Annotated in this window: 20 protein-coding genes; 13 read left to right on the top strand and 7 right to left on the bottom strand. The window is 69.8% G+C overall.

All coding sequences use genetic code 11. The features are described from left to right. Positions 1-49 precede the first annotated feature (49 nt). The 5 genes from ABZ833_RS07050 to ABZ833_RS07030 all read left to right on the top strand — a co-directional run bounded on the left by ABZ833_RS07050 (position 50) and on the right by ABZ833_RS07030 (position 4,825). Entirely contained in the window at positions 50-298 is a 249-nt protein-coding gene (locus tag ABZ833_RS07050) for a phosphopantetheine-binding protein (RefSeq protein WP_361042187.1), read from the top strand. Further along, on the top strand, positions 295-1,524 hold the full coding sequence (locus ABZ833_RS07045; protein ID WP_361042185.1) for a beta-ketoacyl-[acyl-carrier-protein] synthase family protein: 1,230 nt from the start codon (positions 295-297) through the stop codon (positions 1,522-1,524). The genes ABZ833_RS07050 and ABZ833_RS07045 overlap by 4 nt, the downstream gene beginning before the upstream one ends. Before the next feature lie 63 nt (positions 1,525-1,587). Continuing rightward, positions 1,588-2,583 carry a 3-oxoacyl-[acyl-carrier-protein] synthase III C-terminal domain-containing protein gene (locus tag ABZ833_RS07040; RefSeq protein ID WP_361042183.1) on the top strand — a complete coding sequence of 332 codons (996 nt, stop codon included), beginning with the start codon at positions 1,588-1,590 and terminating at the stop codon, positions 2,581-2,583. Between the two features lie 76 nt (positions 2,584-2,659). Next, the gene (locus tag ABZ833_RS07035) at positions 2,660-3,571 is read left to right on the top strand and encodes a ferredoxin (protein WP_361042180.1); all 912 of its coding nucleotides are present in this window, start codon (positions 2,660-2,662) and stop codon (positions 3,569-3,571) included. Between the two features lie 39 nt (positions 3,572-3,610). Then, positions 3,611-4,825 carry a cytochrome P450 gene (locus ABZ833_RS07030; protein WP_361042178.1) on the top strand — a complete coding sequence of 405 codons (1,215 nt, stop codon included), beginning with the start codon at positions 3,611-3,613 and terminating at the stop codon, positions 4,823-4,825. An 18-nt stretch (positions 4,826-4,843) separates the two neighbouring features. On the opposite strand, the gene ABZ833_RS07025 is transcribed toward ABZ833_RS07030, so the two are convergent. Further along, the gene (locus ABZ833_RS07025) at positions 4,844-6,007 is read right to left on the bottom strand and encodes a TetR family transcriptional regulator (protein ID WP_361042175.1); all 1,164 of its coding nucleotides are present in this window, start codon (positions 6,005-6,007) and stop codon (positions 4,844-4,846) included. A 177-nt stretch (positions 6,008-6,184) separates the two neighbouring features. On the opposite strand from ABZ833_RS07025, the gene ABZ833_RS07020 reads away from it, so the two are divergent. The 8 genes from ABZ833_RS07020 to ABZ833_RS06985 all read left to right on the top strand — a co-directional run bounded on the left by ABZ833_RS07020 (position 6,185) and on the right by ABZ833_RS06985 (position 15,486). Further along, positions 6,185-7,384, top strand: a complete 1,200-nt coding sequence (locus ABZ833_RS07020) for a lipid-transfer protein (RefSeq protein WP_361042172.1) — start codon at positions 6,185-6,187, stop codon at positions 7,382-7,384. Then, positions 7,381-7,767, top strand: a complete 387-nt coding sequence (locus ABZ833_RS07015; protein ID WP_361042169.1) for a MaoC family dehydratase N-terminal domain-containing protein — start codon at positions 7,381-7,383, stop codon at positions 7,765-7,767. The genes ABZ833_RS07020 and ABZ833_RS07015 overlap by 4 nt, the downstream gene beginning before the upstream one ends. Beyond that, positions 7,764-8,129 carry a MaoC/PaaZ C-terminal domain-containing protein gene (locus ABZ833_RS07010; protein ID WP_361042167.1) on the top strand — a complete coding sequence of 122 codons (366 nt, stop codon included), beginning with the start codon at positions 7,764-7,766 and terminating at the stop codon, positions 8,127-8,129. Before ABZ833_RS07015 ends, ABZ833_RS07010 begins: the two co-directional genes overlap by 4 nt. Further along, entirely contained in the window at positions 8,126-8,917 is a 792-nt protein-coding gene (locus ABZ833_RS07005) for an SDR family oxidoreductase (RefSeq protein ID WP_361042164.1), read from the top strand. The genes ABZ833_RS07010 and ABZ833_RS07005 overlap by 4 nt, the downstream gene beginning before the upstream one ends. Further along, on the top strand, positions 8,910-10,007 hold the full coding sequence (locus tag ABZ833_RS07000) for an acyl-CoA dehydrogenase family protein (protein WP_361042162.1): 1,098 nt from the start codon (positions 8,910-8,912) through the stop codon (positions 10,005-10,007). Before ABZ833_RS07005 ends, ABZ833_RS07000 begins: the two co-directional genes overlap by 8 nt. Then, positions 9,998-11,536 (top strand): long-chain fatty acid--CoA ligase, encoded by a 1,539-nt coding sequence (locus ABZ833_RS06995; RefSeq protein ID WP_361042160.1) that lies wholly within the window; start codon positions 9,998-10,000, stop codon positions 11,534-11,536. Before ABZ833_RS07000 ends, ABZ833_RS06995 begins: the two co-directional genes overlap by 10 nt. A 105-nt stretch (positions 11,537-11,641) precedes the next feature. Further along, on the top strand, positions 11,642-13,735 hold the full coding sequence (locus tag ABZ833_RS06990; RefSeq protein ID WP_361042158.1) for a DUF6351 family protein: 2,094 nt from the start codon (positions 11,642-11,644) through the stop codon (positions 13,733-13,735). 236 nt (positions 13,736-13,971) lie between these two features. After that, the gene (locus tag ABZ833_RS06985; protein ID WP_361042156.1) at positions 13,972-15,486 is read left to right on the top strand and encodes a hypothetical protein; all 1,515 of its coding nucleotides are present in this window, start codon (positions 13,972-13,974) and stop codon (positions 15,484-15,486) included. Positions 15,487-15,525: 39 nt separating this feature from the next. Here the strand turns inward: ABZ833_RS06985 and ABZ833_RS06980 are convergent, their stop codons facing one another. The 6 genes from ABZ833_RS06980 to ABZ833_RS06955 form a co-directional block, all read right to left on the bottom strand. Continuing rightward, positions 15,526-16,104 (bottom strand): dihydrofolate reductase family protein, encoded by a 579-nt coding sequence (locus tag ABZ833_RS06980; protein WP_361042153.1) that lies wholly within the window; start codon positions 16,102-16,104, stop codon positions 15,526-15,528. 81 nt (positions 16,105-16,185) lie between these two features. Beyond that, the gene (xdhC, locus tag ABZ833_RS06975) at positions 16,186-16,995 is read right to left on the bottom strand and encodes a xanthine dehydrogenase accessory protein XdhC (protein ID WP_361042151.1); all 810 of its coding nucleotides are present in this window, start codon (positions 16,993-16,995) and stop codon (positions 16,186-16,188) included. 1 nt (position 16,996) lies between these two features. Beyond that, positions 16,997-19,444 carry a xanthine dehydrogenase molybdopterin binding subunit gene (gene xdhB / locus ABZ833_RS06970; RefSeq protein ID WP_361042149.1) on the bottom strand — a complete coding sequence of 816 codons (2,448 nt, stop codon included), beginning with the start codon at positions 19,442-19,444 and terminating at the stop codon, positions 16,997-16,999. Continuing rightward, entirely contained in the window at positions 19,441-20,922 is a 1,482-nt protein-coding gene (locus ABZ833_RS06965) for an FAD binding domain-containing protein (protein WP_361042146.1), read from the bottom strand. Before ABZ833_RS06965 ends, xdhB begins: the two co-directional genes overlap by 4 nt. Positions 20,923-21,338: 416 nt before the next feature. After that, entirely contained in the window at positions 21,339-21,875 is a 537-nt protein-coding gene (locus ABZ833_RS06960) for a hypothetical protein (RefSeq protein ID WP_361042143.1), read from the bottom strand. 91 nt (positions 21,876-21,966) lie between these two features. After that, complete coding sequence (locus ABZ833_RS06955) at positions 21,967-22,545, bottom strand: helix-turn-helix domain-containing protein (RefSeq protein WP_361042140.1); 579 nt, start codon at positions 22,543-22,545, stop codon at positions 21,967-21,969. Positions 22,546-22,659 lie beyond the last annotated feature (114 nt).

Genomic DNA, 22,659 nt, shown 5'->3' with positions numbered 1-22,659 from the left:
GCCTCTCCCCCTCCCATGTTTCCCGTTCCATCATCTGAAGGGCACAGCCATGTCTTCGATCGACACCGCGATCCACTCCGTACTGACCGGAAAGTTCGAGGTTCCGCAGGACCTCATCCTCCCCGAGGCCACGCTGGAGAGCCTCGACCTGGACTCCCTCGCCCTGGCCGAACTCGCCCTGGCCCTGCAGGAGGAGCTGGCCGTCGAGGTGCAGGAGCACGAGGCGACGAAGAGCACCACGGTCGCCGAGCTCACCGCCGCCCTGGCCGCCAAGCGCACCGCGGCAGGCGCACTGTGACGGCTGACAACCGTGCGGTCGCCGTCACCGGCCTGGGGCTCATCACCCCGGCCGGTGTCGGCCGCGACGCGACCTGGACGGGCGTACTGCGCGGTGAGTCCACGGCGGCCCGCGACCCTCAACTGAAGGAACTTCCGGTCGACTTCTCCTGCCGCATCCCGGAGATGACCCCGGAGCAGGCCAGGATCGGCGGCGGCAAGGCGTGGCGGATGGGCCGGTTCTCGCAGTTCGCCGTGCTCGCGGCGCGTGAGGCGGTGGCCGACGCGGGCCTGGATCCGGTCCACTGGGACGGCGCCCGGGTGGCCGTCGTCATCGGTTCGGGTCTCGCCGGCGCGGCCCACCTGGAGGAGCAGACCCTGCGCATGCAGGCGGGCCCCGACCTGGTGTCCCCCGTCCTGATCCCGATGCTGATCTCGAACATGGCCGCGGGCGAGGTCCTGCTCGACCTGGGCGCACGCGGGCCTTCCCTGGCCACGGAGACCGCCTGCGCATCGGGGGCCAGCGCCCTGGCAGTCGCCCGTGACCTGCTCCTTTCGGGTGCCTGCGACATCGCGGTGGCCGGCGGCACCGAGGCCGCCATCAGCCCGGTCGTCACCGCCGGCTTCCAGCGGATGGGCGCCCTCTCCTCCCGTACGGACGATCCTTCGCGGGCCTCCCGGCCGTTCGCCGCCGACCGTGACGGCTTCGTCATCTCCGAGGGCGCGGCCATCCTCGTACTCGAACGCACCGAGGACGCGAGGGCACGCGGGCAGCAGCAGTACGCCCAGCTCGCCGGCGTCGGTCTGAGCTCGGACGCCCACCACCCCACGGCCCCCGCCCCCGGCGGCACGGTGGCGGAGGCGGCACTGCGTAGCGCCATCGGTGAAGCCGGGCTCGCGCCGGGGGACATCGACCATGTCAACGCCCATGGCACGTCGACCCCGTTGAACGATCAGGCCGAGGCCGAGGTCATCGCACGCGTCCTGCCCCACGGCCCCACCGTGACCTCCGCCAAGGGTGTCCTCGGGCACAGCCTCGGTGCGGCCGGCGCCATCGAGGCGGCCCTGACGGCCCTCACGATCCACCACTCCGCCGTCCCGCCCGTCGCCAACCTCACGACCGACACGCTCGCGTTCCCCCTGGACTGCGTGATGGACCGGCCCCGCCGGCAGACCGTACGGGCCGCCGCCAGTCATTCCTTCGGATTCGGCGGACACAACGTGGCGCTCGTCCTGCGCGCGCCCTGACCCTGCGTCACCTCCCCCGCAGCGCTCCCCGCACCTCTTCACCCTCAGAAAGTCACCTCCCCTGTGACCGTGTACAGCGCGCTCGCCCACGCCAGCGTCCACATTCCTCCCGGCCGGCAGACCGTGGCCGAGGCCGAGGACCGCTTCCGGGCCCACAACCCCGGCATCACCCTGTCCCCCGGTGTCCTGCGGCACATGTACGGGCTCCAGGCGCGCTGCGTCGCGCCCGCCGACGAGCAGCCATCCGATCTCGCCGCACAGGCAGCCCGCACCCTGTTCGACGAGCACGGCACCGAGCCGGGCGACATCGACCTGTTGCTGTTCGCCGGCATCCTCGCCGACATGGAGGAGCCGGCCACGGCCCATGTCGTCGCCGCCAAACTGGGCCTCGGCTGCCCCGTCTTCGATCTGAAGAACGCCTGCAACGGCGTGCTCAACGCTTTGGAGGTCGCCGACGCGTTCATCAGGACCGGGCAGTACCGCCGTGTCCTCGTCACCACCGCCGAGGTCAGCACCCGCGAGAGCCGCTGGTCGGTGGATGACGCCGCCGACGTCCTGCACGCACTGCCGAGCCTGAGCACCGGCGACATGGGTTCCGCCGTCCTGGTCGAGGCCGCCGAGCGGCCCGGCATCCTCGGCAGCCGGTTCTTCGCCAACTCCTGGGGCTGGCAGGCCGCGACCCTGCCCAATCCTTACGCCCAGCACCGCACCCTGGGTCATCTGCGCATCGACTCCGCCGAGTTGGTGGCGTCCTTCGACGGCATGCCCGAGAAGGTGCGCGGCGCCCTGCACGACCTCGGGGTGAAGGCGGGCGACCTGGACCTCGTCTGCATCCACCAGCCGTCGGTGGCCTTCACCAAGGTCGCCTGCGACTGGGTCGGCGTGGATCCCGGCCAGATCCTGGCCACCTTCCCCACCCACGGCAACGTCGCCACCAACACCATTCCCCTCCAGCTGGCCGCCGCGCTGAAGGCAGGCAGGCTGCAACGCGGCGACCTGGTGGGCCTGTTCGGCTTCGCCAGTGGTGCCAGCAGCGGCCTGGTCCTGTGCGAATGGTGAGCCCGCCCGCACCCTCACCCTGTGCCACACCCCGCGCCCTTGGCCGACCGACCCGCCCTGTGTACGGAGCCCCACGATGACCCTCTCCTCCCCCGCCCGGACCCGGCCCCTCGCCGTCGGCACGCCCCACGAGCCCTCCGACAGAGAGCAGCCCCGCATCACCCCCGTACCTCCGGAGCAGTGGCCACCCGCCCTGCACGCGGTCCTCGACGCGTCCCGCAAGGACGGCCCGGGCCGGATCAACCTGTTCGGCACCCTGGCCCATCATCTGCCGGTGGCCGAGGCCTGGTTGGCGCTCGCCCGGGTCCTCACCCACGACGGCACCCTGTCCGCGCGCGATCGCGAACTGACCATCCTGCGCACCGCACACCGCCTCGACTCCGCGTTCGTCCACGACCGCCACACGTCCCAGGCCGGGCCCGCCGGACTGCGCCCCGACGAGACGGCCGCCACCGCCGCACCACTGGAGGCCCACGCCTGGGACCCCGACGACCTGGCGCTGCTCCGGACCGTCGACGCACTGGCCGACCGCGCCGACGTACCGGATGCAGCATGGGAGCGGCTCGCCCGGCGGCTGCGCCCCGACCAGTTGGTCGAACTCCTGGTCCTGGCCGGGCAGTCGGCCATGATGTGCATGACTCTGCGCACCCTGCGTACGCCGCCCGACGGCCCCGGCGCAGCTCCCGGCCGTGCGGACGCCGCTCTCGACAGCCGCGGGGCCACCGATCAGCGGGACCACGCCCCTGCAGATGCCCCTGCCGCACCGGACCAGGTCTACGACGTACGCGTCGACCGCGAACTGTGCTGCAGCTCGGGCCAGTGCGTCACCACCGCACCCGAAGTCTTCGAGCAGAACGACGACGACGGCCTCGTCATGCTCCGCCCCGGACATCGGGATCAGGCATCGGCCTCGGCCGCACAGAACAGCGTCCGGCTCGCCGCCGCGCTGTGCCCCGGTGGGGCGATCACCCTCACTCCCAAGTCGTAAGCCCTCGCCCCCTCCCCCACCCACGGAGAGCCCTGCCCCATGTCACTCACCTCCACGGCACCCGCCCTCACCCTCCCGGCGGCATACGGCAGTTGCCCCTACGACCCGCCGCCCGCCTACCTGGAGGCGGCGGCGGAACGGCCCCTCACCCGCACCGCGCTGCCGGACGGTTCACCGTGCTGGCTGATCACCGGGTACCAGGAGGTCCGCGCCGTCCTGGCCGACGCCCGCTTCAGCGCCGACGCCCGCACCCCCGGCTTCCCCTTCCTCTCCCCGGGACAGCGTGAACTGGCCACCGCCAAACCGAGCTTCATCCGCATGGACGACCCGGAGCACGCCCGGCTGCGCCGCATGGTCACCAAGGACTTCCTGGTGAAGCGCATCGAGGCGCTGCGGCCCGGCATCCAGCGCATCGTCGACGAGGCCGTCGACCGCATGCTCGCCAAGGGCGCGCCCGCCGACCTGGTCGGCGACTTCGCCCTGCCGGTCCCCTCCCTGGTCATCTGCCTGATGCTCGGCGTCCCGTACCAGGACCACGACCTCTTCCAGTCCCTGAGCCGGACCCTTCTCGACAACAGCACCACCCACGAACAGGCGGCCCGCGCCCACCACGAGCTCATGTCCTACCTGGCTCGGCTCGCCGCCGACAAGCAGCGAAAGCCCGGTGACGACATCCTCAGCCGGCTGGTGGCACGCGACGACCTCACCCCGCAGGAGACCGCCTCTCTGGGCTTCCTGCTCCTGGTCACCGGCCACGAGAGCACGGCCAACATGAGCGCCATGTGCACCCTGGCGCTGCTGCGCGACCCGAAGCAGGCCACGCTGCTGCGCGAGCGCCCGGAGCTGATCCCTGCTGCTGTAGAGGAGTTGCTGCGCCACCTCACGATCATCCATCTGGGTCTTGCCCGCGTGGCCAAGGAACCCGTGGAGATCGCAGGAACGTCCCTGGCCGCAGGCGACGCGGTGATCTGCATGCTGTCCACCGCCAACCGGGACGAGGGCCTGTTCGGCCCGGAGGGCTGCACCCACCCCTCACAGCTCGACCTCACGCGCGACGCACGCCGCCATCTGGCCTTCGGCTTCGGTGTCCATCAATGCCTCGGACAGCCCCTGGCGCGCGCCGAGTTGCACATCATCCTGGAGACGCTGCTGCGCAGGCTGCCCGGACTGCGGCTCGCGGTGCCGGAGGAGGAGCTGGAGTTCAGCACGGGGAGCATTGTGTACGGGGTGAAGGCACTGCCCGTTTCCTGGTGAGCCTGCGCCTGGTGTGTGTCAGCGGCCGATCAGGAGCAGGTGGGACAGGCCGGTCAGTTCTTCGGTCAGGCCGGGACGGGTACGGAAGCGTGGGATTCTGAGTACGTCGTTGATCATGCCCAGCACGCCGTGCACGGTCAGCTGGGCGTCCGTCTGGTCCAGTTCCGGGCGGACCCGGGAGAGGAGCTCGACCCACTCGGCCACGAAGTCGTGCTGGATGCGGCGGATCGTGTGGCGCTGGTCGTCGGGCAGGTGCAGCACCTCGGTGACGAGGGCGGCGATCAGGTCGGTGTGTTCGCTGCACATCTCGACGTAGCCGCGCACGAGCCCGTCGAGCGCCTCCTCCGGCGTACGCGCGGTGGACATCGCCCTGGTCACCTCGAGCTGCAGCACCGCCGCACCCCGGTTCAGCATTTCGAAGAGGATCTCGCCCTTGCTGGAGAAGTGCTTGTAGACGCTCGGGCCCGCGATACCCGCGGCCGCGCCGATGTCGTTGAGGCTGACCTGGTGGAAGCCCCGGCTGCCGAACAGCTTGGTGGCCGCGCCGACCAGGGTCTCTCTGCGTGAGGCCAGCGCAAGGCCGCCCCCCGTGCCGGGCGCCGGGGCGGCAGGCTCGTCGTCGTGCACGACGCCGTGGCGGAGCAACGTGACCGACAGCTCCGCGATCCGCTCCTGAAGCCGGCCGGTGGAGCAGGCCACGCCGTGATGGCCGGGGCTTGCGGACACACTGAGCGCTGCCCAGGTCAGCACGTCGGCACCCGCCTCGGAGAGCTCCGGCCGGTCCCGGCGGAGGAGGAGGACGATGCTGTCGCCGAGGTCGCGCATCTGCTGCCGGGTCTCGCCCTTGCGGTCCTCGGGGAGATGGCGCGCCTCCCGCTGCCACAGCACGGCGAGCTCCCTGCGCTCGGCCACGACTTCGGCCAGGCCCCGCATCGCGTCCTCCGCGCTGTCCGCGGCGCCCACCACGACCTGAAGGCGGTCGTACGTATCCGAGAGCACCGTGGCGAGGAGATCGGGCTTGCCGGTGAAGTGCCGGTACAAGGCGGGCGCCGAGATGCCGACCGCAGAGGCGATCTCCGACAGGGAGACGCCGTGGAAGCCCTTCTCGTGAAAGAGCTCAGCAGCCTTCCTGATGATCGTCTCCCTGCGGTCCCGGGGGCGTCTGACAGGGCGGCTGCTCATGCGGCCAGGCTAGCGCAGGTTCACTTGCGGCCCGCACGCATCCCGTCAGCACTCCCCTCGGAACAGTGAAGTTAATTGCTAGTAGCCATTTCGATTCCCGTTGGCAGCCGCCACACCCTTGCTATGCGCATCATGCACCCCTAAGTTAATCGCCGTTAGCCACTGGAAGGAGCACACATGAGTGTGCGGGTGCTCGGCGTGGGCATGGTGCCCTTCGCCAAACCGGGCGCGAGCGACTCCTATGACGTGATGGGTGAGCAAGCCGCGAGGGCCGCCCTCGCCGACGCCGGGATCGGATACGAGCGGGTCCAGCAGGCCTACGCCGGCTATGTGTACGGCGATTCGACCTGCGGCCAGGCCGCCCTGTACGGGATCGGACTGACCGGGATCCCCGTCGTCAACGTCAACAACAACTGCTCCACCGGGTCGAGCGCGCTCTGGCTCGCGCGGCAGGCGGTCGAGAGCGGGGCCGCCGACTGCGTACTGGCCGTCGGCTTCGAGCAGATGCAGAAGGGCGCGCTGAAGAACTTCTGGGACGACCGTCCCGCACCGTTGGCGCGCGGCACCGACACCATGACCGCCATCCAGGGAACGGACGAACGGGCGCCCTTCGCCGCCCAGTTCTTCGGCGGGGCCGGTCGGGCCTACGCCGAGCGTCACGGCACACGGCCCGAGACGTTCGCCCGGATATCGGTCAAGGCCCGCGCGCACGCGGCGCACAATCCCTACGCCGTCTTCCGTGAACAGGTCACGCTGGAGGAGGTGTTGGCATCCCCGCACATCTACGGCCCGCTGACCCGGCTCCAGTGCTGCCCGCCCACCTGCGGCGCGGCGGCGGCCGTGCTGTGCAGCGAGGACTTCGCGCGCCGGTACGGCCTGACCGGGGATGTGGCGATCAGGGCCCAGGCGATGGTCACCGACACGGCCGGCGCGTTCGACACGCTCGACGGCGGCGACATGATCAAGGTCGTCGGACACGACATGTCGAGGAGCGCCGCGGAGTCCGTCTACGAGGCATCCGGCGTGGATCCCCTCGACATCCCGGTGGTCGAGCTGCACGACTGCTTCACCACCAACGAGTTGATCACCTACGAGGCGCTCGGCCTGACCCCGGAAGGCACCGCCGAGAAGTTCGTGCTCGACGGCGACAACACCTACGGCGGCCGGGTCGTCACCAACCCCAGCGGTGGCCTGCTCTCCAAGGGCCACCCTCTGGGCGCCACCGGCCTCGCCCAATGTGCCGAACTGGTCTGGCAGTTGCGCGGTCGAGCGGACGCGCGCCAGGTCGAGGGGGCCGGGCTCGCGTTGCAGCACAACATCGGTCTGGGCGGCGCCTGCGTCGTCACCCTCTACGAAAGGCTCGGGAAGGTTTCATGATCCACCGAAGCGACCTGCTGCTCTTCGCCCGGGCGACCGGCCAGCAGGATCCCGTCTACACCGATGTCGAGGCGGCCAGGAAGGCGGGCCACCGTGACCTCCCGGTGCCGCCCACCTATCTGTTCTGCCAGGAGATGAAGGAAGCGGCCGACCCCCTCGGCCACCTCAGAGCCCTGGGTGTGGACCTGGGCAAGCTGCTGCACGGCGAGCAGAGCTTCGTCTACCACGCCATGGCCTACGCCGGCGACGAGCTGACCTTCAGCTCCGAGATGACCGCCGACTACACCAAGAAGGCGCTGCGCTTCCTGGTGCGCACGACGGAGGTCACCCGGGGCGGCACACCGATCGCGGACCTCAGCGCGACGACGGTGGTGACCTCGTGAAGCTCGAACTGCCGCCGGTCGACCGGACCACGCTCGCCCTGTACGCGGGAGCATCGGGCGATCACAACCCCCTCCACATCGACCTCGACGCCGCCAGGAACGCCGGATTCGACGACGTCTTCACGCACGGCATGCTCTCCATGGCGTATCTCGGGCGGTTGCTGACCGACCTGGTCCCGCAACAGCGCATCCGCTCGTACCAGGTCCGCTTCACCTCGATCACCCCCGTCCTGGCCGAGCCCAGGTGTGAGGCGAGCGTCGCCGAGGTCAAGGACGGTCTGACGCACGTGGACCTCGTGGTGTCGCTCCAGGACGGCACCGTCACCCTGCGCGGCAGCGCGATCATCGAAGGAGAACTGTGAGCAAGCTCAGTGACCGTGCCGCCGTCGTCACCGGATCGGGCCGCGGCATCGGCCGTTCGATCGCGCTGAAACTCGCCGCGGACGGTGCGTCCGTCGTCGTCAACGACCTCGACGCCGGGCCCGCCGAGGAGACCGTGGCCCAGATCAAGGCGGCCGGCGGCCAGGCCGTCGCCTGCCCGGGAAGCGTGAGTGAGAAGGGCTTCGCCGAGCGGGTCGTCGGCGTCTGCACCGAGTCGTTCGGCGCGCTGGACATCATCGTCAACAACGCCGGATACACCTGGGACAACGTCGTACAGAAGATGACCGACGAGCAGTGGGACGCCATCCTCGACGTGCATCTCAAGGCGCCCTTCCGACTGCTGCGCGCCGCGCAGCCGTATCTCAAGGCACATCCGGTCGCCCATCACCGCAAGGTCGTCAACATCTCCTCGATCGCGGGCCTGGGCGGCAACGCCGGGCAGGTGAACTACTCCGCCGCGAAGGCGGGCGTGGTCGGGCTGACCAAGACCATGGCCAAGGAGTGGGGCCGCTACCGAGTCAACGTCAACGCTGTGGCCTTCGGCCTGATCGAGACCCGGTTGACCTCGGGGGACGGGGAGATCGAGGTCGAGGGCAAGGAGATCAAGGTGGGGGTCAACCCCGATCTGCTCGCCGCGATGGCCCGCATGATCCCGCTGGGCCGGGGCGGCACGCCCGAGGAGGCGGCGGGTGCGGTCTATCTGATGTGTCTGCCGGAGTCCGACTACGTCAGCGGACAGGTACTGGTGTGCGGTGGCGGCTATGAGTGAGCTGGCTCTGCTGCGCGAGACCACGCGCAAGTTCCTGGCCGACGAGGTCACGCCGTATCCCGACCGGCTCGTCGATCGCGCGGTGTGGCACAAGGCGGGCAAGCTGGGGCTCCTGTGCTGCTCGATACCCGAGGAGTACGGCGGGGGCGGTGCGGGTTTCGACGCCGACCTTGCGGTCTTCGAGGAGCAGGGCCGGGCCGGTGACACCGGCTGGGGGAACTTCGTGCACAGCGGCATCGTCGCCCACTATCTGCTCGCCTACGGCACCGAGGAGCAGAAGCAGCGCTGGCTGCCGGGCCTGGCCTCCGGTGAACTGGTCGGCGCCATCGCGATGACCGAACCGGGCGCGGGCTCCGACCTGCGGGGCATCCGGACGAGGGCGGTGCGCGACGGCGACGACTACGTACTCACCGGGTCGAAGACGTTCATCACCAACGGAGCCTCCGCCGACCTGGTCATCGTGGCAGCGCACACCGGCGAGGGGCTCTCGCTGATCGTCGTGACGGACGGCATCCGGCGCGGCCAGGTGCTCGACAAGCTCGGCATGCACGCCGCCGACACCTCGGAGTTGTTCTTCGACGGCGTCCGGGTGCCCGCGGCGAACCTGCTGGGCGTCGAGGGCCGCGGGCTTGCCCAGCTCATGCGGCAACTGCCGCAGGAGCGCCTGATCATCGGGGTGATGGCCGTAGTCGCCACCGAGCGGGCGGTGGCCGAGACCGTCGCCCATGTCAAGGAGCGACGTGCCTTCGGTGAACCGCTGATCAAGCTGCAGAACACCCGGTTCGAGCTGGCCGAGTGCGCCACGCTCGCGCGGGTAGGCCGGGTCTTCGCCGACTCGTGCGTCGAGCGCCATCTGCGCGGCGAACTCGACGCCGCCACCGCGTCGATGGCCAAGTGGTACCTCACCGACGTGCAGTGCCAGGTGATCGACCGCTGCCTGCAACTGTTCGGCGGCTACGGCTACATGCGTGAGTACCCCATCGCCCGCATGTACGCCGACGCCCGCGCCCAGAAGATCTACGGCGGCGCGAACGAGGTCATGAAGGAGCTCATCGCGCGCTCACTCGAGGACGGACCGCCATGTACCTGACGCAGGCCCTGCAACGGGCGCTCCAGCAGACCCCCGACGCGCCGTTCACCGTCTTCGGCGACCGGACACGCACGGTGCGCGAATCGGCCGCGCGCATCGCCAGGCTGGCCGGTGCGCTGCGCGAGCTCGGGGTCGAGCCGGGTGACCGCATCGCCATGCTCGCCCTCAACTCCGACCGCTATGTCGAGTATCTGCTGGCCAGTTGGTGGATCGGGGCCGTCGTGAACCCCGTGAACATCCGCTGGGCGGCGCCCGAGATCCGCTACGCCCTCGAGCAGTCGGGCACGCGCGTCCTGCTCGTCGACGACGCCTTCACCCCGCTCGTGGAACAGCTGCGTGACGTCCTGGACATCATGGTGCACTGCGGCGAGCAGCCCACGCCCGACGGCCTGCTGTCGTACGAGGAACTGCTGGAGGGTGCCGATCCGGTGGCGGACGGCCGGCACGGCGGCGACACACTCGCCGGGGTCTTCTACACCGGCGGCACCACGGGCTTCCCCAAGGGCGTCATGCTCAGCCACGCCAACATGATCGTCTCCTCGCTCGGCAGCCAGGCCGGCGGGCACGTCGCGCTGCCCGGCGGCCGGATGTTGCACGCCGCCCCCATGTTCCACCTCGCGGCCCTGGCCGCCTGGAACATGCAGATGCTCGTCGGCGGCGTGCACGTCATCATCCCCGCCTACGAACCGGTGGCCGCGATGCGGGCCATCGAGCAGCACCGGGTCTCCGCCGCCATGCTGCCCCCGGTGATGATCCAGATGCTGGTGGACCACCCGGACCGCGACTCCCATGACCTGTCCAGCTTCCAGCGCTGCCTGTACGGCGCGTCGCCGATGCCCGAGGCGCTGCTCAAGCGCGCCATGGCCGCCCTCCCCTCGGCCGGATTCACCCAGGCGTACGGGATGACGGAGGTGGCCCCCGTCGCCACCCTCCTCACCGGCGCCGACCACCTCACGGGCTCCCGGCTGCGCTCCGCTGGCCGGGCGGCCCCTCACTGCGAGGTCAAGGTCGTCGGTCCCGACGGGGTGGAGCTGCCGCGCGGCGAGGTGGGCGAGGTGGCCGTCAGCGGCGGGCACGTCATGAGCGGCTACTGGGACAAGCCCGAGGAGTCCGCGGCGGCGCTGCGCGGCGGCTGGTTCCACACCGGGGACGGCGCGTACATGGACGACGACGGCTACCTCTACATCGTCGACCGCATCAAGGACATGATCGTCACCGGCGGCGAGAACGTGTACTCGGCCGAGGTCGAGAACGCCCTGGCCCAGCACTCCGCCGTCGCCTCCTGCGCCGTGATCGGCGTCCCGGACGACGCGTACGGCGAGCGGGTCCATGCCGTCGTCATGCTCAAGTCCGGTGCCGTGGCCACCGCCGAGGAGCTGCGCGCGCACTGCAAGACGCTGATCGCCGGCTACAAGGCCCCGCGCACGGCGGAGTTCGTCACCGAGCTCCCGCTCTCGCCCGCGGGCAAGGTACTCAAGCGTGAGCTGCGCAGGCCGTACTGGACGGACAAGGACCGCTCGGTCAACTGAACCGCATGCCAGGCCCCTGATCGATGTCATGCCCTGATGCGTGTCGTGCCCTGATGCATGTCATGCCCTGATCGATGTCATGCCCCTGACGAGAGAGGACCACGTATGCACAGCAGCCTGCGCCGCATGGTGACCTTCACCTGTGCCGTCATGACAGCCGCGATCCTGACGCCGTCGGATGCCGCGGCCGGCGCGGACCGGCCCCCACCCCGTATCGCTCTCGCCTCGACCCCGGATCGCGCGCTCGCCAGCGGCGGGGACGCGCTCTTGCGGATCACGACGACCGGCCAGGACGAGCCGGTGCGGGTGACGGTGAACGGGCGCACGGCCGACGGCTTCGAGCGGCAGCCCGACGGGACCCTGCTCGGCCTGGTCACCGACCTCAAGAACGGCCCCAATCGCGTCACCGCCGAGTCCCGTGGCCGCAAGGCGACCCGCACGGTGACCAACCACCCGGCCACCGGCCCCATCTTCTCCGGGCGGCAGGCCATGCCGTTCTACTGCGAGACGACCGCGTTCGGCCTCGCTCCCGCGAAGCAGCCGTACTGCTCCGCGCCGACCAAGGTCAGCTACAAGTACCGCAGCAAGGCAGGCACGTTCGCTCCGCTCGCGGACCCGGACCAGCGCCCGGCCGACCTTGCCACCGCGACCGTGGGAGGGCGGAAGGTGCCCTACATCGTCCGCGTCGAGACCGGCACCGTCAACCGCGCCGTCTACGAGACCGCCGCGCTCCACGACGGCACCGATCCCACGCCCCTGAGACAGCAGAAGAACTGGAACGGCCGACTCGTCTACAGCTTCGGCGGGGGCTGTTCGGGCGGGCACCACCAGGGTGCGCAGACCGGAGGCGTACTCAACGACACCTTCCTGTCCGAGGGTTACGCGGTCGCCTCCTCCACCCTCAACGTCCTGGAGACCAACTGCAGCATCCCCGTCTCGGCGGAGTCGGCGATGATGGTGAAGGAGCACTTCGTCGAGACCTACGGGCCGGTGAAGCACACCATCGGCTGGGGCGGGTCCGGCGGCGGCATCCAGCAGTTCACGATCGCCGACTCCTACCCGGGCATCCTGGACGGGATCATTCCCATGGTCGGCTTCCCGGACGCGTTCACGGGAGAGAAGACCGTCGCCAGCGACTGCACGCTGCTCGTACGCTACTTCGCCGGGGCCGGGAGCTCGTTCACCCCGAAGCAGCGGGACGCGGTGACCGGACTTCTCGAGTACGGCAACTGCATCGGCGCGGACCAGACCCTCGACCTGCGCACCCCGACCAAGCGCTGCGACAAGGCGATCCCCGTCACGGCACTGTGGAACGCCACGGCCAACCCCGGCGGTGTGAAGTGCACGCTGATGGAGGCGTACGCCACGCAGTTCGGCCGCGACCCGAAGACCGGCTTCGTGCGCAGCACCCTGGACAACGTCGGCGTGCAGTACGGCCTCGAAGCGCTCACGAGCAAACAGATCAGCCCGGCCCAGTTCGTCGCGCTCAACTCCGCCATCGGCGGATTCGACGACAAGGGCGCACCGGTGGCCCGGCGTTCGCAGGCGGACCCGCGGGCGCTGAAGGCGGCCTACCGCGACAACCAGCTCAACAGCATGCGGCTGGGGCTGCGCAGCACGCCGATCATCGACCACCGCATCTACATGGACAAGGTGCCCCTCGACGTCCACACGGCCCAGTGGTCGTACATCACACGGGCGCGGCTTCGCGCGGCCAACGGAACCTCGGCCAACCACGTGATCATCCAGAGCAAGCCCACGCTGAGTGAGGCGCAGACCGCGGACGCCTACGTACTCAAGTCGATGGACCGCTGGCTGACCGGCATCGCAGCCGACGGATCCTCGCGCGACAAGCAGGCCAAGGTCATCGCGAACAAGCCCACCGGACTCTCCGACGGGTGCTACCTGACCCCCGACAAGCGCGTCAACGCTCCGCTGACCTATCCGGCGAGCGGGCCGTGCGCGGACGAGTACCCGATCGGCGCGGACCCGCGGCTGCGGGCAGGCGAGCCGCTGGCCGAGTCCACGCTCAAGTGCGCTCTGCGGCCGTTGGACTTCGCGGACTACCGGGTGCGCTTCGCCAAGACCGAAAGGGCGCAGCTGCGCAAGGCCTTCCCGCAGGGCGTGTGCGACTACACCCGCCCCGGTCCCGGCCAGAACGAGCGGCCGAGCACCTGGATCGACTACAGCCGCCGCTGAGGTGACGCTCCCACTCCACCGTCGAGCAGCGTGTCGGGGATTCGTCTGCTCCTCATGAGCATCAGCAGCGTAGAAACTGCGTACATCCGTGCCGTACCGCGAATGCACCGCACCAGGGTGGGGAACCAGGAGTTCTTCGCCCGGCGGGTCGCGCCCCCAGCGACGGTGCCTCATGCCAACAGGCCCGCTCCGCTCCACCGGACAGCCGCATGAGCGGCGCCTTACGGAAGTGAGTCATGTCGCAACTGAACGCGTTTCACGACTTCGGTGCTCTGCACTTCGGCCGGCGAGCAGAGTTCGAACAGGCCGAGGTGCAGAGAGTGCACGAGGCTGTGCAGGACAGCGGGATACGGGACTTGTACGTGCTGGTGCACGGCGCCCACAACGACGAGGCGGTGGCCGAAGCGGCCGACGACGCGTTTCGCGGGATGCTCGCCGAGGCGTGGGGAGACGATGCGGCCACGGTGGGCTGTCTCACGGTGGGGTGGCCGTCACTGTGTTTCAGGGACGAGGGCATCCCGGGTGTCGCGGAGCACGAGACGAAGCGTGAGCGTGAGGCGTGCCCCGGCATCAGCGAGGCGATGAGCGACGATCTGGTGCGGCATCTGCCCGACAGCGCGTCTCCGTTGGCCGAGATCGCCGAGCTCCTGAACGGCCGGCCCCCGCACGAAGGGGCGTTCGACGACCTCGGGTCGGCGCTGCGTCGGCTTGCGGAGACCCCGCTGCAGGATCCGCTGACCGAGTTCGCCGCCGACACGGAAGGCGAGGTGATGCCGCAGACCGACCCGCTCATGCTGTTCGAGGACACGAAGACGATGTGCCGCGAATTCGCGGGCGCGCTGGGCGACTTGAACGGTTCCGTCGAGGCGACCGGCGCTGCTGACGAGAAGCCGGGCGAACCCGCCCGGCACGAGGCCGGGACCGGCGATTCCGATTCCCCGGTGTCCAGGGCAGGCACCCTGCCCGAGATCCGCGTGGCAGGACACAGGCCGGCCACGCCGCTCAGCGACAGGGTGAGCCGGACGGGCACGGTTGCCGCCGGAGGCCCTGTGGGGCAGGACCGCCGGCATCAGGATTCCGCGGACCTGTGGCGCGGGGCTCATGAGCTGTTCCGCCAGGTGGTGCGCCATGTGCTGCGCCGCCGGGCGGGAGTGGTGGGGCAGGCGGGTCTGGGTCCCTGTCTTGCGGCGCTGGTGGATGCGAGCGAGGCGCGGATCCATCTGGTCGGCCACGGCCTTGGAGGCCGCGTGGCCGGATTCGCGCTGCGCGGCCTGGAGACAAGGGGTTCGGACTCGGTCATGCTCGCGTCCCTGACGCTTCTGCAGGCCGAGATGTCGCACTTCGTCTTCGCCGACAGCCTGCCCCAACAGGTGTCAGGACACGGTGCGTTGTGGAATCAGCGACGCCTGGTCAACGGGCCTTTGATCTGTACTTTCTCCCATCTCGACACGCACCTGGGCGTGATGTATCCGCTGTCGTCCCAGATGGTCGGCGACTCGGCCGAGTCGGCCACCATGAGCCGCAAGTGGGGAGCCCTCGGCTTCGACGGCATCCAGGGCATCGACGGCCCTCCCAACACCACGTTGGACGACACGGAGAAGCAGAATCTGGGCGAGATGCCTTATACGAACGTGGACGCCTCCTCGCTCTTCCGGTCCGACGACGTCCCGATGGGAGGTCACCACCACGTCTTCCACTCCGGGGTGGGCCGACTCCTGCGGAAAGTGGCGGAGAGCTGCGCCGAGAAGTGACGCGCCCCCTCCCGGCCCGGTGGGGGCGCGGGGAGGGGCTCAGGCATGCAGGGTGGGCCGGTAGCTGAGCTCTTGGATGTGGCCGTCGAGCGTGCGGCGCTCGATCAGCTCGAGGTCGAAGTCGGCCGCGCCCTGGAAGATCGGGTCGAGGCCGGTCCGACCGGTGATCACGGGGAAGAGCGTCACCTGGACGCGGTCCACCAGACCGGCGGCCATCAGCGCCCGGTTCATCGACAGGCTGCCGTGCGAGCGCAACGGCACATCGGACTCCTTCTTGAGCCGCGCGACGACGTCGACGGCATCGCCGCTCGCGACGTTCGCGTCCGGCCAGTCGAGGGGTCCTTCCAGCGTGCTCGACACCACCGTCGTCGGCAGGTTCCTCATGCGTGTCACCCATGGATCACGTACCTCGGACTCCTCGGTGCTCTCGGCGAGCATCCGCGCGAACAACCGATACGTGTTGGCCCCGAAGACCATCCGCTGCTCCTCGTCGTACAGGGCGAGGCGGTGATCGAGCAGCTCGGGGCCTTGCTTGCCCCAGTAGCCGGTCCAGTCGCCGCCGGCGCCGCCGAAGCCGTCAAGGCTGGAGAAGACGTCGAACGTATAGGTAGCGGCCATGATGCTCTCCTTGAGTGCGATGGATCGCCCGTCAGGGATAGAGACCGGGAACCATGGCGAAACTCATCGCGAGTCGGAGAGTCAGTTCCCCTCGCTCTCGAACGTGCGCAGCAGATCCGCGGCCACGCTCACGGCAATGGTCGCGGGCTCCTTGCCGGTGATCTCCGCGAGACCGATCGGGGTCTTGATCCGATCGATGGCGGCCTCGTCATGACCACCCTCGGTGACGAGGCGGTTGCGGAACCGCGCCCACTTGGCCGCCGACCCGATCAGACCGATGGAGCCGAGATGAGGGGTGCGCAAGGCGGCGTCGCACAGGGCGGCGTCCTCCGCGTGATCATGGGTCATGATCAGGACGTGGGTGCCGCGCGGCAATTCCCCGAGAACCTCCTCGGGCAGCAGCAGCGTGTGATGTACGTGCACCTGCCCCACCGCGTCCGCCAGAACACCGAGCCGCTCCTCGGTGAGGATCTCGGAGCGGGTGTCGATCAGATGCAGGTCGAGGTCCTGACGTGCCAGGATGCGCGCCAGTTCGAGGCCGACGTGCCCGACGCCGAAAATCGCCACCGCCCGTACCACCGCGAGCGGTTCGAGCAGCACCGAGACCGTGCCGCCGCAGCACTGCACGCCATGCTGGTTGGTCACCTTGTCGTTCAGGGCGAAATCCATCAGCTCCGGCTCCGGCTTGGGCGCGGCCATCAGTTCCCTGGCCCGGTCGATCGCGACGGCCTCGACGTTGCCGCCACCGATCGAGCCCCACGTCTCGGTCTCCCCCACGACGAGTTTCGCGCCGGCGTCGCGCGGGGCATGGCCGCGCACGGTCGCGACGGTCACGAGCACGCCGGGCTCCCTGCGTGCTCGCAACCGGGCGACCGCGGCGACCCACGTCATGTCAGGCACCGCTCAGTGTCGTTGCCTCGGACCGGATCTCGCTCTCGGGGGCGGAGCCGTTGTGGCTGGAGCCGTTGTGGCTGGAGCCCTTGTGGGTGTGGGCAAGGCCGGTCCGGGAGGCATCACCCTGGCGAGCCGCCTCGATCGCCCAGTACACCGCCTCCGGCGTCGCGGGCGACGCCAGCTCGACACTGACCCCGCTCGGCCCGAACGCGGCGGCGGCCTGCCGCAGGGCTTCGCGCACCGAGAACGCCAGCATCAGCGGAGGCTCGCCCACCGCCTTGGACCCGTACACCGCGCCCTCTTCGGTGGCGTTCTCCAGCAGCATGACGTTGAACTCCTCGGGCATCTCCGAGAAGCTCGGCAGCTTGTAGGTGCTCGCGGCCTGGGTCAGCAGCCGGCCGCGGTGGGGCCCGTCACCGGTGTCCCAGCGCAGGTCCTCCAGGGTCAGCCAGCCCGCGCCCTGCACGAAGCCACCCTCGACCTGACCGATGTCGATCATCGGGGACAGGCTGTCGCCGACGTCGTGCACGATGTCCACCCGGCGGATGCGGTACGCGCCGGTGAAGCCGTCCACCTCGACCTCGGCCGCGGCGGCGCCGATGGCGAAGTACTTGAACGGCGAGCCCCGGAAGACCTTCGCGTCCCAGTGCAGGCCCTCCGTCCGGTAGAAACCGGCCGCCGACAGCTGGACCCGCTGGAAGTACGCGGTGCGCACCAGGTCGTCCCAGGCCAGCTCCTTGTCGCTGCCGAGGGTGCGTGCGACGCCCTCGACGATGCGTACGTCCGAGGCATGCGAGCCCAGTTGTGTGGCAGCCACCTGCAGCAGCCGCTCGCGCAGCTGCTGGCAGGCGTTCTTCACCGCCGCTCCGTTGAGATCCGTCCCGGCACTCGCCGCGGTGGCACTGGTGTTGGGGACCTTGTCGGTCCGCGTCGGGGCCAGCCGCACCTTGTGCAGCGGGATGCCCAGTGTGGTCGCGGCCACCTGCAGCATCTTCGTGTGCAGGCCCTGGCCCATCTCGGTGCCGCCGTGGTTGATCAGGACCGAGCCGTCCTTGTAGATGAGGACCAGCGCGCCGCCCTGGTTGAAGGCGGTGAGGTTGAACGAGATCCCGAACTTCACGCCGGTGATCGCGAGTCCCCGCTTGGTGTTCGGGTGCGCGGCGTTGAAGGCGGCGATCTCGCGCCTGCGGTCGGCGATGCCGCCGTTGTCCTTGACCTGCTCCCAGACGGCGGAGATCCGCTCGGGCTGCGTGACCGGCTGTCCGTACGGTGTCGACTGACCCTGCCGGTAGAAGTTGCGCTCCCGCAACTCGGTCGGATCCAGGCCGAGCAGCGGCGCGCACCGGCCCATGATGTCCTCGATCACCAGCATGCCCTGCGGTCCGCCGAAGCCGCGGAATGCGGTGTTGGAGGCCTTGTTGGTCCGGGCGATGCGACCGGCGACGCGCGCGTTGGGAATCCAGTAGGTGTTGTCGATGTGGCACAGCGCGCGGGCCACCACCGGCTCGGAGAGGTCCAGGCTCCAGCCGCCGTCAGCGGTCAGGGTGGCGTCCAGGGCCTGGATGCGCCCTTCGGCGTCGAAGCCGATCTTCCACGTGGCGTTGAACCCGTGCCGCTTGCCGGACATGGTCAGGTCCTGCGTCCGGTTGAGCCGCAGCCGAACCGGTCGACCGGTCAGCTTGGCGCCGAGCGCGGCGACGGCCGCGAACCCGTGCGGCTGCATCTCCTTGCCACCGAAGCCGCCGCCCATCCGCAGGCACTGCACGGTCACCTCGTGGCTGTGCAGGCCGAGTACGTGCGCGACGATCTCCTGGGTCTCCGAAGGGTGCTGGGTGCTGCTCTGGACGAAGACCTGCTCCGCCTCGTCGACCAGGGCGAGCGCCGCGTGCGTCTCCAGGTAGAAGTGTTCCTGGTCGGAGAACTGGAACTCGCCCGTGAACACGTGCGCGGAGTCGGCGAAGCCGGCCTCGACGTCACCGGTCAGCATCTCGGGCCGAGCACCATGAAAGCTGTCGGCTGTGATCGCTTCCTGCAGCGTGATCACGGACGGCAGTTCGTCGAGTTCCACCTCGACGGCCGCCGCACCGATCCTGGCGGCCTCCAGGGTCTCGGCGAGCACCCAGGCGACCGCGTGACCGTAGAACATGACCTCGCCGGGGAACAGCGGTTCGTCGTGCTTCATCCCGGCGTCGTTGACACCGGGCACGTCGGCGACGGTCAGCACGCGGACCACGCCCGGCACGGCGAGCGCGGGCTCGGTGCGCAGCGCGGTGATCCTGCCGTGGGCCTGCGTGGCCTGGACCGGGTAGGCGTGCAGCACGTCCTTGGTGCGGTGGATCAGGTCGTCGGTGTAGAGCGCGGTGCCGGTGACGTGCAGGGCTGCACTCTCGTGCGGCATGGAGACGCCGACGACGGACTTCTCGGGGCGCTCGGACAGTTGGCTCATGACGACACACCCTCGGTGGTTTGTGCGTACAGCTTCAGCAGGCTCTGGCCGAGCATCGCGGAGCGGTAGGCGGCGCTCGCGCGGTGATCGTTCATGGGCGTGCCCTGGGCCCGCAGGGCCTGGGCCGCGGCCTCGACCGTCTCGGGCGCCCACGGCCGGCCCTCCAGGGCCGTCTCGACGGCGAGGGCGCGGATCGGGGTCGCGGCCACGCCGCCGAGCCCGATGCGTGCCTTGCGTACGAGGCCGTCCTCGATGTCGAGCGCGAAGGCGACCGCCACGCTGGAGATGTCGTCGAAGCGCCGCTTGGCGATCTTGTGGAAGGCGACGATCGGTGACAGCGGCAGCGGGATGCGCACCGAGCGGATCAGCTCGCCGGGGCGGCGCACGCTCTGCCGGTAGCCGGTGAAGTAGTCGGACAGGGGGACCACGCGCTCACCGTCGGCGTCGGCGAGTACCACCGATGCATCGAGGGCGAGCAGCGCCGGCGGGCTGTCACCGATGGGAGAGCCGGTACCCAGATTGCCGCCGAGGGTCGCGCTGTTGCGGATGAGCCGGGACGCGAACTGCGGGAACAGCTCGCCCAGGAGCGGGATGCGGCCGTCGAGGCGGCGTTCGATCTCGGTGAGCGTCAGCGCCGCCCCGATCTCGACGTGATCGGACGCGACGCGCAGCTCCCGCAGTTCGGCCAGCCGGTCGACGGCGACCACGCAGTCCGCGCGGCGGGAACGGATGTTCACCTCCACGCCCCAGTCGGTGGAGCCCGCGACCACCACCGCGTCGGGCCGCTCGCGCAGCAGCCGCAGTACGTCCGCCAGGGTGCCCGGCCGCAGGAACGCCCGGTCGCCCTGGGTGTATCGGGTGGCGACGGGTGCGGGCGGAGACTGCTCGCGGCGCTGCGCAAGCCGGTCCTCGTCGGTGGGCGTGCCGACGGCGAACGCGGCGTCGCGAATGGGGCGATAGCCGGTGCAGCGGCACAGGTTTCCGCTCAGCGCGTGCAGATCGAAACCGTTCGGACCGTGCTCGGCATCAATGCCTTCGGTCGACTCGGAGCTGTCGGCCGAGCCCGCGTGCGCGCAGCGGTCGGGCCGGTAGTACTCGGCGGCCATGCTGCAGATGAATCCCGGTGTGCAGTAACCGCATTGGGAGCCGCCGCGGACCGCCATCTCCTCCTGCACCGGGTGCAGCGTGGGCGGCGTGCCGGGTTCGCCGGCCGTGGCGAGACCTTCGGAGGTGATGATCTCCTGACCGTCGAGGGCCGCGGCCGGGACCAGGCAGGCGTTGACCGCCACCCAGTCGGTGGGCTTGTCCACCCCGGGGCGGGCCACCAGGACCGAGCAGGCGCCGCATTCACCCTCGGCGCAGCCCTCCTTGGTGCCGGTGAGGCCACGCTCACGCAGAAAGTCCAGCGTGGTGGTGTGGGGCGCAGCCGGAGAGAGCGGCGCTTCTTTTCCGTTGACGGTGATCCGCGCCGCTGTCATGACAGGCCTTCGTTTCGGTGCACGAGCGGTCGATTCATCATGTTCGCCAATTTCGGGCAGCTTTCTGTGCTCAGAGGCGCCACGTGAGCGGAGCGGGCGCAAGACGGCACACAAGAGTGACGTGCCGGGAGAAGTCAGGAAAAGGGGTTACGGGAAACCCGGAACGTGCCGCGGACGGGCGGGCACGGATGTGCCGCGCACGGGCACATCAGAAAGGCGTGGTCAGGCGCCGTGCGCGATCCGGCCGGGAACCCAGACGGTGCGCTGGGCGAGGCGACCGAGATCAGAGCTGGTGTTCATCCGCTGGTCGCCTCCTTCCGGTGGATACAGGTCGACCGATACAGGTCGACGGCCACCGCAACTTAATGGCAGGGGCCACAGAGGGTCAAGAGGTTCCGACGGGAGCGGGTGCCTGATCAGGCAATGAGACCGCGGATGGTCTCCTCCACCAGACGGGTGCCCTTGGGTGCGTACCACGATGTGAAGGGCGACAGCTCGGCGACCGCAGCGCCCAGCCACCGGGGATCGCCGAGCCGCTCCAGTGCCTTGGCTTCGTCGAGCTGGTCGAACAGGGCCTTCAACACGATGACGTGCCCGCCGGTGTAGCTGCGCTCGTGATGCGTGTACCGCACCGACCAGTGCTCGTAGGGGTGGCGCAGGATGCCCTGCAGGGAACAGCCGTCGCGGCCCATGTCGGCACCGGGGGCGAACGCCCCGGCCAAGCCCCCGAAGCGGGTGAGGTGCCAGTTCTTGCAGCCGGCGCGCACCCCCAGCTCCACGAACTGGGACCACCGGACGGACTCCTGAGGAGACGCCTCCCCGCGCCGGTGCTGCTCAAGGCCCTCCGGGGTCAGTACGACGTACAGACCCTCCTTCCGCGTCGGGTCCCCGATCACCCACTGGCCCTCGGTCAGCTCCAGCGGCCCCAATTGCTGCGGCGTGGTCAGCGGCACGGACTCGTTCCTCACTCCGGGAAGACGGGCGGCGGCTCGACACTCGGAGGCGTGGACAGCCGACGCGCACAGTCTGGCATTAACTGGATTTTCAGTTCCGCAGCAGCGCCAGCTCGGCGTTGATGGCGCCGCGCATCAGGTCACGCGCGTGGTCGATCTGCAGTCCGCCGCTGAGCCAGCGCATGCTGAGCCCTTCGAGCAGGGCGGTGAGCCGTTCGCCCGCGGCGGCCAGGGCGGGCGCCGGGGCCGTCGGCCGCACCTGCCCGAGCAGGGCCGCCACCTCCTGCACCCACACCAGGGTCGCCCTGGCGAGATCGTCCCGCAGCACTTCGTCGAAGACGGCACTGGCACGCAACTCGCCCCAGGCGGAGCTGTTCTCCCTGACGACCGGGGTGTCCTGCAGCTCCAGGAGGAGGACCGCTTCCAGCTCCTCACGCGGAGCGAGAGGCTCGGCTTTCGCAGCGTCAACGGTGGTGTAGCGCTCGGCACGGTCGTTGATGAACTCCAGCGTCTGGCGCAGGATTCCGGTGCGGTCCTTGAAGTGGTAGTAGATCAACCCCGTGGAGACACCCGCCTCGGCGGCGAGCTCCTCGACGCGCAGGCCGCGGACCCCGCGACGGGCGATCAGCCGTGCGGCCGCTTCAAGGATCTGAGTAGAGCGAGGCGCCATGAATCGAAACCCTACCGGGCCACACCTGGCCCGTTGATCTCGGTCGACGGGCGGGTGAACCGCGCGACAGGCCGACCGCACGACCCCGAGCCAGCCACTCTCTTTGACTGAATT

The organism is Streptomyces sp. NPDC047525 (assembly GCF_040643025.1).
Taxonomy (GTDB): Bacteria; Actinomycetota; Actinomycetes; order Streptomycetales; family Streptomycetaceae; genus Streptomyces; species Streptomyces durmitorensis.
Note: the sequence above shows the minus strand (reverse complement) of the source record. Positions and strands in the feature narration are given on the sequence as shown.